Source organism: Fibrella aquatilis, assembly GCF_017353255.1.
Lineage (GTDB): Bacteria > Bacteroidota > Bacteroidia > Cytophagales > Spirosomataceae > Fibrella > Fibrella aquatilis.
This window is the reverse complement of the sequence record NZ_JAFMYU010000006.1, coordinates 24486-40886: the sequence shown is the minus strand read 5'-3', so window position 1 is coordinate 40886 and position 16401 is coordinate 24486. Positions and strand designations below refer to the sequence as shown.

The 16401-nt window shown below is 55.9% G+C and carries 15 protein-coding genes and 1 riboswitch; of the genes, 7 read left to right on the top strand and 8 right to left on the bottom strand.

Annotated elements, in window-relative coordinates; genetic code table 11:
- Nucleotides 1–109: 109 nt before the first annotated feature.
- From J2I48_RS09425 to J2I48_RS09415, 3 genes are all read right to left on the bottom strand, one after another.
- Nucleotides 110–1573 carry a DUF6600 domain-containing protein gene (locus J2I48_RS09425; protein ID WP_207335183.1) on the bottom strand — a complete coding sequence of 488 codons (1464 nt, stop codon included), beginning with the start codon at nucleotides 1571–1573 and terminating at the stop codon, nucleotides 110–112.
- Nucleotides 1574–1638: 65 nt separating this feature from the next.
- Nucleotides 1639–1812: a hypothetical protein gene (locus tag J2I48_RS09420; RefSeq protein WP_207335182.1), complete on the bottom strand. Its 174-nt coding sequence runs from the start codon at nucleotides 1810–1812 to the stop codon at nucleotides 1639–1641.
- Between the two features lie 30 nt (nucleotides 1813–1842).
- Nucleotides 1843–3441 (bottom strand): serine hydrolase domain-containing protein, encoded by a 1599-nt coding sequence (locus J2I48_RS09415; protein WP_207335181.1) that lies wholly within the window; start codon nucleotides 3439–3441, stop codon nucleotides 1843–1845.
- Between the two features lie 138 nt (nucleotides 3442–3579).
- On the opposite strand from J2I48_RS09415, the gene J2I48_RS09410 reads away from it, so the two are divergent.
- Nucleotides 3580–4200 (top strand): hypothetical protein, encoded by a 621-nt coding sequence (locus J2I48_RS09410; protein WP_207335180.1) that lies wholly within the window; start codon nucleotides 3580–3582, stop codon nucleotides 4198–4200.
- Between the two features lie 80 nt (nucleotides 4201–4280).
- On the opposite strand, the gene J2I48_RS09405 is transcribed toward J2I48_RS09410, so the two are convergent.
- On the bottom strand, nucleotides 4281–5699 hold the full coding sequence (locus J2I48_RS09405; RefSeq protein WP_207335179.1) for a Gfo/Idh/MocA family protein: 1419 nt from the start codon (nucleotides 5697–5699) through the stop codon (nucleotides 4281–4283).
- A 71-nt stretch (nucleotides 5700–5770) separates the two neighbouring features.
- On the opposite strand from J2I48_RS09405, the gene J2I48_RS09400 reads away from it, so the two are divergent.
- Entirely contained in the window at nucleotides 5771–6001 is a 231-nt protein-coding gene (locus J2I48_RS09400; protein WP_207335178.1) for a DUF3820 family protein, read from the top strand.
- Here the strand turns inward: J2I48_RS09400 and J2I48_RS09395 are convergent, their stop codons facing one another.
- Nucleotides 6002–7303 (bottom strand): alpha/beta hydrolase family protein, encoded by a 1302-nt coding sequence (locus J2I48_RS09395; RefSeq protein WP_207335177.1) that lies wholly within the window; start codon nucleotides 7301–7303, stop codon nucleotides 6002–6004. It lies immediately after the preceding gene.
- A gap of 77 nt (nucleotides 7304–7380) precedes the next feature.
- Nucleotides 7381–7794 carry a helix-turn-helix domain-containing protein gene (locus tag J2I48_RS09390; protein WP_207335176.1) on the bottom strand — a complete coding sequence of 138 codons (414 nt, stop codon included), beginning with the start codon at nucleotides 7792–7794 and terminating at the stop codon, nucleotides 7381–7383.
- A 180-nt stretch (nucleotides 7795–7974) separates the two neighbouring features.
- Between J2I48_RS09390 and J2I48_RS09385 the strand changes: the two genes are divergently transcribed.
- Nucleotides 7975–8694: a ClpP family protease gene (locus J2I48_RS09385; protein WP_229376025.1), complete on the top strand. Its 720-nt coding sequence runs from the start codon at nucleotides 7975–7977 to the stop codon at nucleotides 8692–8694.
- Nucleotides 8695–8777: 83 nt separating this feature from the next.
- On the opposite strand, the gene J2I48_RS09380 is transcribed toward J2I48_RS09385, so the two are convergent.
- Both J2I48_RS09380 and J2I48_RS09375 read right to left on the bottom strand, forming a co-directional pair.
- Nucleotides 8778–9785 carry a homoserine O-acetyltransferase family protein gene (locus tag J2I48_RS09380; protein WP_207335175.1) on the bottom strand — a complete coding sequence of 336 codons (1008 nt, stop codon included), beginning with the start codon at nucleotides 9783–9785 and terminating at the stop codon, nucleotides 8778–8780.
- Nucleotides 9786–9922: 137 nt separating this feature from the next.
- The gene (locus J2I48_RS09375; protein ID WP_207335174.1) at nucleotides 9923–11239 is read right to left on the bottom strand and encodes an O-acetylhomoserine aminocarboxypropyltransferase/cysteine synthase family protein; all 1317 of its coding nucleotides are present in this window, start codon (nucleotides 11237–11239) and stop codon (nucleotides 9923–9925) included.
- A gap of 182 nt (nucleotides 11240–11421) precedes the next feature.
- Nucleotides 11422–11531: riboswitch (SAM riboswitch) on the bottom strand.
- Nucleotides 11532–11674: 143 nt separating this feature from the next.
- On the opposite strand from J2I48_RS09375, the gene J2I48_RS09370 reads away from it, so the two are divergent.
- The 4 genes from J2I48_RS09370 (at nucleotide 11675) to serA (ending at nucleotide 16328) form a co-directional block, all read left to right on the top strand.
- On the top strand, nucleotides 11675–12499 hold the full coding sequence (locus J2I48_RS09370) for a rhomboid family intramembrane serine protease (RefSeq protein WP_207335173.1): 825 nt from the start codon (nucleotides 11675–11677) through the stop codon (nucleotides 12497–12499).
- 199 nt (nucleotides 12500–12698) lie between these two features.
- Nucleotides 12699–13271, top strand: a complete 573-nt coding sequence (locus tag J2I48_RS09365; protein WP_207335172.1) for a C40 family peptidase — start codon at nucleotides 12699–12701, stop codon at nucleotides 13269–13271.
- Nucleotides 13272–13410: 139 nt separating this feature from the next.
- A complete protein-coding gene (locus tag J2I48_RS09360; protein WP_207335171.1) occupies nucleotides 13411–14424 on the top strand; it encodes a YheT family hydrolase in 1014 nt (337 codons plus the stop codon).
- Nucleotides 14421–16328, top strand: coding sequence for a phosphoglycerate dehydrogenase (gene serA, locus J2I48_RS09355; protein ID WP_207335170.1), 1908 nt, complete (start codon nucleotides 14421–14423; stop codon nucleotides 16326–16328). The genes J2I48_RS09360 and serA overlap by 4 nt, the downstream gene beginning before the upstream one ends.
- The last annotated feature ends 73 nt before the right edge of the window (nucleotides 16329–16401 follow it).

Sequence of the window (16401 nt, the reverse complement as noted above, 5' to 3'; positions counted from 1 at the left end):
AATGGCATCCATCAGCTGAGAAAAGACCAATGCGGTGATTAGAGACTCACTAACAAAAAAGCCAGCCCTGTACGGAGCTGGCCTTTTTTGTTACCATATCAGTGAATCCCTACCGTGGCCCGCGGGAACCGCGACCGCCGACACCACCACCCTGGGGTTGCTGCGGCTGGCCACCCTGACCACGCTGCTCATTGCCAGCGTTTTGCTCTCGTGCCTGAGGCTGTGCTTCTGGCTGAGGTTGCGCCTGCCGTTCGAAACCACCACCACGTTGTGTCTGTGGCTGAGGGCTGGCCTGAGCAGGTGCATCAGGTTGCGTATATCCACCACCACCCCGACGGCCACCCCAGCCGCCCTGCTGTTGCGGATACGACGGTTGCGGTTGCCGCTCTACGGGTGGGCTGTAAGGCTGATTTTGGGCAGGTGCCTCCTGTTGTGCTTGTGGTTGCGAGGGCGTAGCGTCAATGGCCCTTCCGCCACCGCTTCCCCGCGACCAGCCGCCATACCCGCCGCGTTGTGGGTACGATGGCGTGGCATCAGGTGTGGGCGTGGTAGGCGTGCGCTGTGTTTCCCCAGAATAAGTACCGCCATTGCCACGGGCGTTGCCATTCGGATACGTCCCTGCATTGGGATAACCGTTACGGCGTGAGTCGCCATAGATGGGCGCACTACCCCGGCCACCATTGCTGTTGGCGTCGTAGCGGCCATCACCCCGATTGCCATCTCTACGGGCGGCCCGGTTTTCGTTGGGGCGGTAAATGCCTACGGCGTCGCCACGTACCTCGTCGCGGCCAGGCCGACCGGCGTTTTCAATACGGTAGACTGGTACCGACCGCCGCGTTACCCGCTCGATCTCGTCGCGGCGTGGCCCATAGGCGTAGTCGCGGTTGTTCACGCGATATACGTTGTTGATGATCGTGGTGCTTTGGTAGATATTGTAAACCCGCTGACGAGGCACACAATAGCTATATAGGCGCGGGCTGGTGATGTATACCTGCGGCACAAACGTCCAGTAGGGGGCCGGAATGTTGATGTTGATGTTCACGTTAAGGCCCGGCCCCAGTGGTGCCCAGCCGTAGTAACCACCACCCGACCGCCACGACACCCAGGCTGGTCCCCAGTCGTTGCCCGGCACCCAGGCCCAGCCCCGATACCGGTCCTGATACCAGCGGCCGTAGTGAAACGGTGCCCAGCCCCAGGGGTAATCAGACACCCAGGTGTTGCCGTATTCGGTCACGACCCAGTGGCCGTTGGAGGCGTAGGGCTGGAAGTCTGGTCCGGCGTTGGGAATCCAGACGGTGCCGTATTCAGGTGTCTGCACCCACTGACCGTAGGGGCTTAACTCGCTGTAGAAGTTGGGCGACCCCTGCTGCCCATACTGGTTGTATGGCTGCTGTCCGTAGCCCGGCTGTTGCTGATTATAGCCACCCTGTTGCCCATAGTCGGGTGGGTAGTTGTTGCCCTGCTGGCCGTAGCCTGGCTGGTTGTAGCCTCCCTGCGCACAAGACAAGGCCATGCCGGCAAAGCTGATGACCAGTCCCACCGCGCCTATTCTGAAAAACCCTGATCCGTTCATCACCTGTATCGATTAACGATTTATGCAGGTTAGACGGTTCTGACGGTGAAAAGTTTAGTGGCCCGTCAACAGATTTGTGTCAGGTAGACTGGGGTGACCAGGTGGCTTCGTTCGTTGAGCTGCTGCACCCGCATACCCCTGATAAACCAGGTTGGATAAACGGGACTCCAGCCCAGCCGGTGGCCTGGCTCAAGCAGCCGGACCACTTCTTTCTGCACCCGTTGATGCCTGGCGTTCATGCGTACGTGCAGATACACGTGCACATCCAGCTACTTCGTTTTCATACCTACTTCCGAACCTGACAGTTTACCCTGGAGCACAGGGCGCTTGTCTTTGGCTTTTGTCAGTTTCGACAGGCTGCTTTCAAACGCAACAGTCATCGTATTGTCGGTGCCAAACTGACAGGTAACAGTCTCGTAGTGAGCCGTTTCAATAAACCGCCACGTCATCGAGAACGTGTTGGGGTCGGTCCAGGTGCCGGTGGCGGCGGTGCGGGTTTTGGTCTCGCCGGGAATCAGCGTTTCGGTCAGCTTCAGCGGGGTAGAGGAAAAGGTTGTCTCGCCGTTGGCCCAGCGGTTGATACCACACAACACCTGATGGTCGCCCTGGTCGTCGTGGAGTTTGAAGATGGCCCCGTCTTTGCCGAACGTGAGCGAAGCAGCGGTGGCTTTCAGTGCGTTATCGGCAAAGGCATACGTTTTTCCGCTGACACTGGCGGCCATCGCCGACGACCCTTCGCCGACTGGTAGCGGCAGGGCAAGGCTGTTTAACTTTTGCGTTAGCGGAGCCTGCACGGCAGCGGTTAATGCGGTTGGTCCAAACGCGGGTAAAATATGGGTCCAGACAGCGTTGAGTACGGCGGGCATGTTGGCCGTTTCGGAGGTAATAGCAATGACAGCGTCCTGGTCTGGCATGACGATACAGTATTGTCCGTAGGCCCCGTCGCCCCGGTAGGCGTCGTGGCGGCACCGCCAAAACTGGTAGCCGTAGCCCTGTTGCCAATCGCTGTTGGCGTCGGTGCCGGGCTGCATAATCTGCACCTTTGTGGCGTCGGTAATCCAGTTTTCGGCAATGAGCCGTTTACCGTTCCAGAGGCCCTTCTGCAAATACAACTGCCCGAATTTGGCAATGTCTTCCGTCCGCAGCCGCAACCCCCAACCGCCCGTATTGATGCCGTTGGGGTCCACTTCCCAGTCGGCCCCCTCAATCCCCAGCGGACCAAACAAGCGCGGTTTCAAATACGTCAGCACCGACTGCCCTGTCAGCTTCTGCACAATGGCCGACAGCATGTAGGTGGCGCCGCTGTTATACACAAAATGCGTACCCGGCTCATGCTCAACGGGTTGTGCCAGAAACGTCTTGATCCAGTTGGTGTTTTCTTTTCCCCGAAACGTCGGTGCCGTGTCTTTGGCATGTCCGGTGGCCATACTTAGCAGGTCTTTCACCCGCATGGCCGCCAGGTTGGCGCTGACGGTGTCGGGCAGTTGGTCCTTGAAAAATGATACCACCTTATCGTCGACCGTTAGCCGCTTCTCGGCTACAGCCATGCCCATCGCCGTAGAGGTAAAACTTTTACTAAGCGAATAGAGCGTGTGCTTCAGGTCGGACGCGTAGGGTGCCCACCAGCCCTCGGCCACCACCTGCCCGTGGCGCACCACCATCAGGCTGTGCACGTTGAGGCTTGCTTTCTCAACAGTGTTCAGAAAGTCGAGAAGCCCGGCGGGGTCGACTCCCTGAAGCCCTGGCAAACTGCGCGGCAACTTCACCGAACGCAGCGGCGCGGCCCATACGGCATTGGTAGAAGCTATGCTGAGGCCAACGGCCCCCAGGCCCAGTTGCTTCAGGAAAAGACGGCGTTCGAGATACATAAAAAGCTGGTTTAGAGTCAAATAGAAAAGCGACAGTGGGTGGGGATTTACCACGTACAGATGAAGTGATTATCCAATATAGCCTATTGTAAGAATAGGATAAAGCCGATACATTTGGTAACAAAACTTAACTTTCTGATGAAGAAGCTATTTGCCATACTGCTGACCACATCTTGGCTATGGGGTTGTTCAATCATTTCGCCAGAACCGCTAAACCCACTCGTAGCTATCCACGACCGTTTTCACGGTAAGTACAAAGTGATCAGTTCGACAACTGACTTACCTGTCGATGTGAACTTGGATGGAGTCGCCTCTACGGATCTTACGGTTGAAATACCCACGTTAGCCAGTAAAGCCGATGAGAACCATTACCCGGAGTATTATCTTGAGTTGAGAATTGGCGTTGATTACAGCAATGGTTTGCCACCCGCCAATTTGCTCACACAGTGGTGGCCATCACAAAACATTTGGCTTGGTGTTACCACGTATTGGCAGGGTGAGCAGTTGGCATATGACCCTGACTTGGGTGTCGCTTACGAAAGTGGAGGCATTTTTGGCCTTTTCGAATTTTCGGAGGGCTTTAAAAAGATCATCGTCGACGTAAAAGCTGAATCGTTTCGATTTAGGAAACCAGAATCGATCACAGTGATTCCAGGTGACATCATTCAGGTTGTCACAAAACGTCCGCTCTATACCCGACAGGGTGCGAAAAATGTAACGATCACTACACAGTACAAACGCTTCACTATTATCACCTAACCTGTCTATAGGCAGTATATGGTGGGTAATGGCCATATATGCGAAGCCTGTTTACTGCCACTACCCACTGCTTCTGATCTTTACGCCACGCTGCCAATTTTCATCTTCACCGGGTCCCAGGTCACGATCTTTTTCTGGAACAGGCTCAGGTTGCCGCATTGGGTGGGGCCGCAGGTGCGGAGGCCGAAGGTGGCGTCTTCGATGTTTGGTTTCTTGTCGCGGATGGAGCCGAAGAAGTTAACGAAGTGTTCGTAGCGGTCGCCTTTGTAGTCTTTCGGTACGGTGTATTTGAACTCCTTCGGGCCTTCCATTTCGGGCAGCGATGGGTATAGTCTGGCGTATTCGGCGACGTACAGGTCTTTCTGATCTTTCGGAAAATTATCAATCGACAGGCCTGGCGCTTTCGGAAATTTGTTTTTGCGCACCGTCAGGCTGTCCCAGCCCAGGGAGAGGTCGCCTTCGGTGCCTACCAGCCGCACCATGTAGGAGCCACCGCCGCCATCTACAAAGTTGGCGCGGGTGGTGAGGTTGAACTCCGGGTGCTGCTCGGTTTTGGGGTAATCGTAGATACTGAGCTGAATATCAGGCACATCGCGACCGTCTTTCCAGTAGCGTGTGCCCCCGCTCGAATACACCCGGTTCGGCCCCAGCGACCCCGTGACGGTGTGCAGGCTGGTGAGCAGGTGGACGTACAGATCACCCGCGATGCCGGTACCGTAGTCCTGGTAGTTGCGCCACCGGAAAAACCGGAGTGGGTCCCAGGGGCGCTTGGGGGCACTGCCCAGGTACGTATCCCAGTCTACCGTCTGGGGCGAGGCGTCGGGTGGGATGGAGTACTGCCAGGCACCCATCGCGCTGTGGCGGTCATATTGTGCTTCGGCAAACACGATCTCACCAATCTCACCTGCTTTCAGGAGTTCTTTGGCTTTGGCAATGATGATGGAAGAAGCAAACTGACTGCCCACCTGAAACACCTTGCCTGTCTCATTCGCCACTTTGATCAGCGTATGGCCGTCTTCTACTTTCTGCACCATCGGCTTTTCGCAGTAGACGTGCTTGCCCTTGCGCATGGCGTCTGACGATATTTTTTCGTGCCAGTGGTCAGTCGTGGCGTTGATTACGGCGTCGATGTCGGGGCGATCAATCAGGGTGCGGTAGTCGCGGGTTACGGTAAGGCCGTCGCCCCAGAGTTCTTTGGCCCGCCGCAATCGCCCGTCGTAGAGATCACAGGCCGCCACCATCTCTACCCCGTCGACCATGAGCGCCGTTTGTGTATCGCCGATGCCCATGCCGCCCGTGCCGATCAGGGCAATGCGCACCTTGCTGTTGGCGGCGCTGCTGGCGTGGTTTTTTATCAGGTTCAGGTACTGGGTTGTGGGTGCCGCCGTGGCTGTGGTGAGTGCTGCCGGAGCCGCCGCCACCGCGCCGAGTGTCTTGAGGAAGCTACGCCGGGTGTTGCCGGTGCCATTTTCGACGGGTGTTGACCTGTTGTCTTTCATGCTGAGGTTGTTCTATGCCGGATTGACCGTTCTTTGGAACTGAATGTACGTTGACTTAACGACGAAATACGATGGCCGAGCCTGCCCTGCCCAACGCTGAATTGCTGCTTGATCTGCTGCGCTATCCCATGCCGTTCGGCAAGTATAAGGGCCGTATCCTCCGCGATTTACCCATGTATTACCTCGAATGGTTCGCCAAAAAAGGCTTCCCTCCCGGCAAATTGGGTATGCTCCTGCAAACGCTCTACGAGATCAAACTCAACGGCCTGGATTACCTGCTGGATGAGTTAGCGAAGCGGTAATTACGGCTTGGCGTGTCGCATTTCCAGTCCCACCGATGAGCGGGGTTTGAAGCCCGTCCATACCGGGCTATCATTGGCGCTTTGCGGCACGTCGAGGTATTTGGCGTAGTCCTGTTTCTTTAGGTGCATACCCAAAAACGCCGTGACGAAGTGCTGATTGATGTTGTTGATGCGCCGCTCGTTCCAGGCGGGTTCGGCGTAGCGGTAATACTCGTCGATGTGTAGACCCGGCTTCAGCGACTCTACCGGCGGCGGGTTGGGGGCCACGTTGTGGCGGGCATTGAGGTAGGTAAGCATATACCGGTCGGCGTTTACGGCCCCGTCGAAGATGGCTTTGATTCCTTTCTCGTAGCCCGAAATGTCGTCTTTGCTGCCCGCCACAAATAGGGTGGGGAGTTTCAGTCCGGCCAGGCCGTCGGCGTCCCAAAAGCCGCGTTCCATGCCCCAGGGCGCAAACGCCACCACCGCCTTGATACGCGGATCGAGCGAGGCCTTGTAATCGGGCGAACTCATCATCCGCGACTCGAAGGCTTTGCTGCCGCCTGTCATTTGCCCGAAGAATTTACCGGCGTTGGCGCTGTAGCCCGCTCCCGTGGCGTTGAGGGCACCATAGCCCCCCATCGAGTAGCCAATCAGGCCGGTGTTGTTGGCGTCGAGCAGCCCGGCCAGGAACGTTTTACCACCTTTCTCACCCAGACGGGCCATTTCGTTCAACACAAACAGGTCATCGAGCGCCCGGTTAAGCAGTGTACTGGGGAACCCCGCCGCATCACGAAACGTGGATTCGGTATGGTCAATAGACACCACGACGTAGCCCTTCGAGGCCAGGTTTTCAGTCAGGTACGTAAACAACAACCGCGACCCCGTGTACCCGTGCGATACGATCAAAAGCGGATACGCTTCTGCGCCCCGGTTTGGCTCAGCATCACGCCCGGCCCGTCCGGCGAAGGTGAACGGAATCAGTGGCCGTTTGGGGTCGTTGAAATTGCCCATCACCTGCTCATACTCCACTCGTTCGGCCTTGCCAGTAGGGATAGTGGCGGGGTACCAGATCTCTACCGGCAGCGGACGGTCGTAGCGCGGCGTTTCGCCATTTCTGGCGTGGAGCACGTCCCACTGCCCCGTGTGCACCAGCGTCAGCGACCGTACCCCCACGGCGTATGTCCCCCGCGCAGCCAGTTCCGGCGCATCGGGTATGAGGTCGCCAAACACAAACTCAGGGTTGTTCTGCGCCCGAACGGCTACCAATGAAAACAACAACCCTACTAAAACAAGGGACAGAAAGCGGCAATGAAATCGCATGAAGCACGGGGTTTAGAAACAGACAGCCAAACTGGCCTTCAAAAGGCAAGGTAGGGGTTTTTGGCAATACTGTTGAATCAGAACCCAATCGGCGACCGCTCCTGTTTTTGGCCCATGGCGCGGGCCATTTCCATTGCGATGCGCTCGTCGTAGCGGCGTTTGTAATAATCTACCTCCAGACGCAGCTTATCGATCTGAAGTTGCTGCGTATCAATGGTTTCGTGCAGCCGTTCTACCTCGTCGGGTTGCCGAACGGTGGGTTCAACAGCGGCGATTTCGTCGCTCAGCAGGCGGATGGCGGTAGTGTCCAGCAGACCAGCAATTTGGATTAACCGGCTGACGGTCAGCTCGGTTTTGCCACGCTCGATGTCGCCGTATGCGGTGGTAGAAAGGCCCAGCAGGTCGGCCACATTTTCCTGCGACAGGCCACGTTGCAGACGAGTCAGGCGGATGCGTTCACCGGCATGGTTGGGGGTGTTGAGTAGCTTCATATCAAGCAATAACGACGAAATCTCAAGTGATTCTGGCAGGGATTCTTGCCGCAACAACGCAATTTTGTGACAGATAAGTTTTGAAACTTACCACCTCACACGTTCGTTAATTTTTAAACGAGTTTACGGTTTAACGTCTGAAGTTTAGACCTTAAACTCAATTTCCTTTAATCAACCACAATGCATTACGGAGACGAATTTCGCAAGTTTGCCGTCCACCACATGGGCCTCAATGGCCTCACGGTCGACGGATATGTTAAGCACACCGTTAACAACCATCAGGTTGAGAACATGACCCGCTCGGTAATTGAAGAGCGGCCCATGAATTTCCGGGAAGTAGACGTGTTTTCGCGCCTGATGGCCGACCGCATCATCTTTATGGGTCTGCCCGTAGATGACAACATCGCCAATATCGTGGTGGCACAGATGCTGTTCCTGGAATCGGCCGACCCCCGCAAAGACATCCTGATGTATATCAACAGCCCCGGCGGTTCGGTATATGCTGGTCTGGGTATCTACGACACCATGCAGTACGTCCGCCCCGACGTGGCCACGGTCTGCACTAGTCTGGCCGCTTCTATGGGCGCGGTGTTGTTGGCTGGTGGTGCGGCGGGTAAGCGTGCTGCGCTGCCCCACGCCCGGGTTATGATTCATCAGCCATCGGGCGGTGCGCAGGGTCAATCGGTCGATATCGAGATCACCGCGCGTGAGATTGTGAAACTCCGCGAAGAGCTGTACCAGATCCTGGCCGACCACTCAGGCAAGCCGATTGAAGAGATCGAAAAAGATTCGGACCGCGACAAGTGGCTCCGCGCCGAAGAAGCCAAAGAATATGGCCTCATCGACGAAGTCCTCCGCCGCGAACGCACCATTGGCGATAACGCTCAGAAGACGAGGTAAGCATTTAAGGTTCAAGGTCTAAAGTTGGCTGACGCAAGAACACATGCGTCAGCCAACTTTAGACCTTGAACCTTAAACTTTTTTTACCCCACCCACTTCCTGATAATCTGGGTGAGGGGTTTGAATTCGATCAGGAAGCCGTCGTGGCCGTAGAGGGATTCGAGTTCTTCATACACCGCATCCGGAATGTGGCGGGCCAGAAACTGCTGTTCGGAGGGGGGGAAGAGCACGTCGGAGTGAATACCCACCACCAGCGTCTTAGCCTCGATCAGGCCCAGCGCGTTGAGGATACTACCCCGGTTACGCCCCACATTGTGCGAGTCCATGGCTTTGGTTAACAGCCAGTAGGTGAACGCGTTAAATCGCCCGACCAGCTTTTCGCCCTGGTACTGCTGGTAGCCCGCCGCTTTGTACTGGTCTGTTTGTTCATTGTTATCCAGCGCTTGCGTGAAGGCGTAGGTTTCGTAGTTACGGTAGGAGAGCAGGGCAATGGACCGGGCGGCTTTCAAGCCGTTTTGTCCGGCGGCGGGGGCATTATCGGCCCAGGTAGGGTCGGCTTGCAGGGCCATGCGTTGCGCTTCATTAAAGGCAATGCCCCAGGGCGAAAACACCGCGTTGGTAGCAATTAGCACGAGGTGTTTAATCAGTTTCGGTTGTAAAATAGCCCATTCCACCGCCTGCTGCCCACCCACCGAGCCGCCAATGCAGGTGTGAATTTGTTCAACGCCCAGTTCCTGCCGCAACAAATCCAGCGCCCCCACCATGTCACGAATCGTGAGCGTGGGAAAATCATGAAAATACGGTTTGCCGGTGGTGGGGTTATCAGTGAGGGGGCCGGTAGAGCCATAGCAGCCGCCCAGCACATTGGCACAGATAATAAAGTAGCGGGCAGGGTCGTAGAGTTTTCCGGCCCCAACCAGCCCGCCCCACCAGTCGCTGGGGTCGGCGTTGCCGGTGAGGGCATGGCATACCCAGACCACGTTGCTGCCCGCCTCGTTGAGCGTGCCGTAGGTGGTGTAAGCCAGTCGGAAACCCGGTAATTCATTCCCTAACTCAAGGGCATACGAAAACTTATGGTCGAAGTAGGGCAAGGGGGAAAATTATGTTTAATGTGTCAAGTCTAATGTCCAAAGTTGAGTTGGCGTAGCTTCGTGTAGTTGAAGGGTACGATGCGCGAAGCTACGCCGACTCAACTTTGGACATTAGACACTGGACTTTAGACCTTAACCTACACAGATACCGCTTCTTTAATCGTCGCAAACGCCTGCTCAAAGTCGGCTTTGATGTCGTCGATGTGTTCAATACCGAGCGACACGCGCAGCAGGCCCGGCTCCACACCGGCGGCTTGTTGCTCAACATCCGACAGTTGCGAGTGGGTGGTGCTGGCGGGGTGGATAATCAGCGTTTTGGCATCGCCCACGTTGGCCAGGTGGCTCACCAGCTTTAGCGAATTCACCACATCGTCGCCCGATTCGCGGCCATTTTTAAGTTTGAACGACAGTACACCCCCGGCCCCGCGCGTCAGGTATTTTTTGGCAAGGGCGTTGTATGGGCTGTCGGCCAGGCCGGGGTAGCGCACATACTCCACGGCGGGGTGCTGTTGCAGCCATTCGGCCAGAGCCTGGGCGTTTTCGCAGGTACGTTCGGCTCGTAGCGACAGCGTTTCGAGGCCCTGAATGAGCATCCAGCTATTGAACGGACTCTGCGACGGACCCCAGTCGCGCAAGCCTTCTACGCGGGCGCGGATGATGAACTGGATGTTGCCAAACGGCCCGCCAATGCCAAAGACGTCGTTCATCACCAGGCCGTGGTAGCTCGGCGAGGGCTGCGTAAACTGCGGGTATTTGCCGTTGCCCCAGTTATACGTACCAGCATCCACAATTACGCCGCCCATAGTGGTGCCGTGCCCGCCAATCCATTTCGTAGCTGATTCGACCAGAATATGCGCACCATGCTTCAGAGGGGCACAAATGGCCCCGCCCGCGCCAAACGTATTGTCGACAATAATGGGCAGGTCGTGCTTCTTCGCCAGAGCCGCAAACGCCTCGAAATCGGGGATGCTGAAGCTGGGGTTACCGATGGTTTCCAGGTAAATAGCCTTGGTTTTGTCGTCAATCAGCGCCTCGAAACTGGCCGGATTGTCGCCGTCAGCGAAACGGGCTTCCACGCCGATTCCCTTGAACGAGTTCTTAAACTGGTTGTACGACCCGCCGTAGAGAAACGAGGTCGTCACAAAATTGTCGCCGACGGTGGTGATGTTGTTGATGGCCAGAAACTGCGCCGAGTGGCCCGATGCCGTGGCTAATGCCGCCACGCCGCCCTCCAGTGCCGCCATCCGCTTCTCGAAGACGTCGGTGGTGGGGTTCATCAGGCGGGTGTAAATGTTGCCGAACTCCTGCAAGGCAAATAGCCGCGCCCCGTGGGCCGAATCGTCGAACTGATAAGCCGTGGTTTGGTAGAGGGGTACCGCCCGTGATTTGGTGGTGGGGTCAATTTCCTGTCCGGCATGAAGCTGGAGGGTCTCAAAATGGGGTTGGTGGTCCATGAGGAATGTGAAATGAAGAATGTAAAATGAAGGATGCCTTCTATGCTGAGTGTGAGCTATAGCAGGGGGCGTGCCAAGCTGGCCGACGGTTCAGGAAGAACGGCCGGAGCGGGGGAGACGGTCAGTTTGCTGCCCGTGGGAGCATACGGCGTCGGTCGGGATGTATTGGCATACAGTCAGATCGTTTATATCTCCCACGAGCACCATGCTGTGGGCAGGAATTAGCACCTTGCCGGGTGGTAGGTTGCCTGAGGTTCAAAGAGCCTGGTCTCTCCCCTCATCTGTATAAATCAATGGGTGTTGTTATAGCCCAAAACGGGCGGCACCTGCTTGACTTGCGGTGCAATGATACGGCCCAATTAGGGTCTGAGCAACGAATAGTGAGTGAAATGCGCCAGTTTTTTGTTATTTGGTCAGATAAACTACGCTTCAATAATGGCATCTGCTGGCGGAATCGGCCTGTTGCTGGTCATCCTGACAATCGTTATTTCGTACCGGGCTTTCACCAACGAAAGCCTGATGAACCGTTACCTGTTTGCCGTTGACGGCATTCGCAATTACGGCGAATACTACCGGCTGGTGTCGGCGGGGTTCGTTCATGCCGATTGGTGGCATTTGGGCTTCAATATGTATGCGCTGTACTCGTTTGCCGGGTCGGTAGAGCGCGTTACGGGGCCATTACAGTTGTTGTTGCTCTATATGGCCAGCCTGGTAGGTGGCAATTTGCTGGCCTTGTTCATACACCGCAACGACGCTGGTTATCGAGCGTTGGGCGCCTCCGGGGCCGTGAGCGGGCTGATTTTCGCCATGATCGCGCTCTATCCGGGCAGCAACATCCGGCCATTGTTTATGCCGTTTAGTTTGCCCGCCTGGCTATTCGGGTTGGCATATAGTCTGTATTCTATCTACGGCATCAAATCGGCACGGGATAACATTGGCCACGACGCGCATCTAGGCGGCGGGGTGGTGGGTGTACTCACCGTCTGCCTCATCGTACCCGATGTGATTACCTATAACTGGCCCATTGTGCTGTTGCTGACCCTGCCCACGCTGGTGTTTCTGCTAGTGATTGCCCGCCGCCCCGACTGGCTTTATGTGCGCAGTTTCTCGCTAAACACCCGCGAAAAAGAAACCGCCGACGAGCGTTTCAACAGACAAAAATTTCGTCGTCAGCAGGAAATAGACCGGATTCTGGACAAGATCAGTGAACGCGGCTACGACAGTCTCACCAAGCAGGAACGGGAGAAATTGTCGGAATAGTCGTGGGGCTGGCACGAGCAAATGCTCGCACCAGCAACCAAACCCATCTACTCCTAAGAATCAGTAGCTTAAGCTTGATTGTGGTGATAATTCCACAGAGTTGTGGATTAAAATCAGCATTGTTTTCCTTGATATGTTTGGCTTGCTGGGCATTGCGGCATAGTTTCGGGGCATATTCCTCGCTTTAACCAAATCTTCTATGCTGAAGAAAGTGCTCCTGACAGCCGTTTTTGCTGTCTCGTTTGGCATCACCCAGGCTCAAACTACAGATCACGTAGCGCTTGTAACAGCCGAGATGAACCCTGCCACGCAAGAGGCCGCTGAGGCGTCGGCTACTAAACAGACCACCACGTTCTACGACCGTATTCCAGGCATCGGCAACCTGATTGGGTTTGCCAAAAAGCACTTGGCCATCCGCTACCGCTCTGGTGGCACTACCCCTAGCGGGTTCGATTGTTCGGGGTTCACCCGTTTCTGCTACAGCCACTTTGGTATTAACCTGCCCCATTCCAGTTCCGCGCAGGGCAACGTAGGCCTGAAAGTGGAGAAAGAGTCGGCTATGCCCGGCGATCTCATTTTCTTCAAAGGCCATTCGGCAGGCGGCTCAAGCATTGGTCACGTGGGGCTAATCACGGAAGTGGTTGGTAATCAGATCAAATTCATCCATTCGGCCTGGGGCGGCGGCATTCGCTTCGACTACCTGCACGCCGACTACTACCGCAACCGCTTCATGGGCATCCGCCGCGTGGGTCATCTGCTGGCTCAGAAGTAAGTTTAACGTTTAATGTCTAAGCGGTCCGCCGCCGCGGGTTTAAAGTTGCTTCGCGCACTACTGCATTTTAGCGCGTAGCAACTTTAAACCCGCGGCGGCGGACCGTTTGGACATTGAACCTTAAACTTATTTTTGCCCCATGCCACTGATTACCAGCTCGACGTACAGCCCGCCTGCCTACCTCTGGAATGGGCATTTGCAGACCATTATTCCGTCGGTGTTTCGCAAGATTCCGGTCAGTTACCTGCGCGAACGGATCAGCACGCCCGATGATGATTTTCTGGACATCGACTGGTGTTTAGCGCCCAATACAACCCCTATGCCCGCCGTTGGGGCAGAAAAACGGCCGCTCGTGATCCTCTCGCACGGGCTGGAGGGCGACTCCACAAGGCAATACCTGGCGGGTATGGTGCGGCAGCTTACCACCCACGGCTTCGATTGCCTGGCCTGGAACTACCGGTCCTGTTCGGGCGAGATGAACAGGCTGGCCCGCTTTTATCACATTGGCGAAACCGATGATCTGGACGCTGTGGTGCAGTATGCGCTGAGTAAAGGCTACACCGCCATTAGCCTGATCGGTTTCAGCGCGGGCGGCAACATCTCGCTTAAATACCTCGGCGAACGGGGCGTTCAGGGCCTGCCCTCGGCCATACAGCGCTGCGTGGCGGTATCGGTGCCGCTTGACCTGATGACCACCGCCGACCGCATGGAACAGTGGGACAGTATGCTCTATAACATTCGTTTTCAGCGGACGCTCAAAGAAAAAATTCGGGTGAAAACGCCGCTCCTGCCCCAGGCCATTCAGGCGGTCGATATGCGCCGAATTACGTCGCTACGGCAGTTCGATGACCTCATTACGGCCCCGCTACATGGGTTTGACAACGTAGAGAACTACTACCGAGTAAACAGTTCGCTGCCGTTTTTGTCGAAAATAACCGTACCTACGCTGGTCCTGAATGCGCGGAATGACCCATTTTTGTCACGCGAATGCCTGCCCGATGCGCTGGCGAAGGAACTCAGCCTTGTCTGGATGGAGTTCCCCCAACAGGGTGGCCACTGCGGTTTCACCTCAAAAATGGGCCTGCCAGCCCCTAGTTATGCCGAAGAACGGGCGTTGGCGTTCCTGACTGCCATACAACCACCTGAACTATGACACCCGCCGTACCGACAGATCAAACGTTTTACATCATCGACTTCGACAGCACCTTTACCAAAGTAGAGGCGCTGGATATCCTGGGCGAAATATCGTTGTCGGGCCGAAACGACCGCGACGACGTCTTGAGCCAAATCAAGATCATTACCGACCGGGGCATGGGGGGCGAACTCTCGCTGGCGCAGTCGATTCAGATGCGGCTGAAGCTGCTCAACGCCCACCGCGATCAACTGCCCGCCTTGGTGGAACGGCTGTCTACGATGGTGTCGGACTCGTTTCAGCGGAATCGGGGGTTTTTGACCGAACATGCCAACCAGATTTTTATCGTGTCGAGCGGGTTCCGGGAGTTTATCGTGCCCATTGTAACGGCGCTGGGTATCAAGGCCGAGAATGTGTACGCCAACACCTTTGAGTATGACGAGGCGGGCAACATTGTAGGCTGTGATGAAGAAAACCCACTATCGAAAGACCGGGGCAAGGTGAAGCTGATGCGCGAACTGAATTTCGACGGTGATGTATTCGTCATCGGCGATGGCTACACCGACTACGAAATCCGCGAGTCGGGGCTGGCCAATAAGTTCTACGCCTTTACCGAAAACGTGGTGCGCCCCACGGTCATTGCCAAAGCTGACCACGTGGCGGCCTCATTGGATGAGTTTCTGTTCGACAATAAACTGAGCCGGAGCCAGTCGTATCCCAAGAGCCGTATTAAGGTGCTGCTGCTTGAGAACGTGCACCCCATTGCGGTGGCGTTGCTGGAGAAAGAAGGCTTTAGCCTCGATGTGCGTAAGGGTGCCCTGGACGAAGACGAACTCATCGAGGCCCTGCAAGGCGTACATATCCTGGGTATACGTTCGAAAACGAATGTGACCCGCCGCGTGCTCGACAATGCACCCAAGCTGATGACCGTCGGCGCGTTTTGCATTGGTACCAACCAGATTGATTTAGCTGCTGCCACCGAAAAAGGTATTGCCGTGTTCAACGCCCCCTACAGTAACACCCGGTCGGTTGTAGAACTGGCTGTGGGTGAGATGATTATGCTTATTCGGAACATCATACCGAAGAGCAACAAAATGCACGAAGGTGTCTGGGACAAGTCGGCCACCAACAGTTTCGAGGTGCGCGGCAAGAAGCTGGGTCTGATAGGCTATGGCAACATTGGCACCCAACTATCTGTCGTGGCCGAGGCGCTGGGCATGGAGGTGTACTTCTATGACGTGGTCGATAAACTCTCGCTGGGTAACGCCCGCAAGTGCCAGTCGCTAGACGAACTGCTGGCCGTAGCCGACGTAGTGAGCCTGCATACCGACGGCCGCAAGGACAACAAAAACCTGATTGGTGCCCGCGAATTTGGGCTGATGAAGCAGGGTGTGATCTTCATGAACCTCTCGCGCGGCCACATCGTCGACATTCCGGCGCTGGTAGAGGCCATCAAGTCGGGCAAGGTGGCGGGTGCAGGTGTCGACGTATTTCCGTATGAACCCAAGACCAACAACGAAGAATTTGTGAATGAACTGCGTGGCCTGCCCAACGTGATTCTGACCCCCCACGTGGGTGGCAGCACGGAAGAAGCACAGGCCAACATCGGACAGTTTGTGCCGGGGAAACTGCTGGGTTACATGAACAACGGCAGCACCTACGGCAGCGTCAACTTTCCCGAACTGCAACTGCCCTTAATGCACGATTCGCATCGGCTGTTACACATCCACGCCAACGTGCCGGGCATTCTGGCCAAGATCAACAACATCTTCGCCAAGTACCACATCAACATCCAGGGCCAATACCTGAAAACCAACGAGACCATCGGCTACGTCATCACCGACATCGCCAAAGAATACGCCGACGAAGTGGTGCAGGAGTTGAAAGACATTGACAACACGATTCGGTTTAGGTTATTGTATTAATGGGTGAAAGAGCGATAGACTGAAAGTTGCTGACGGCAGTGGGTTTTCATGCAGAAGTACATTACTCTTTCGC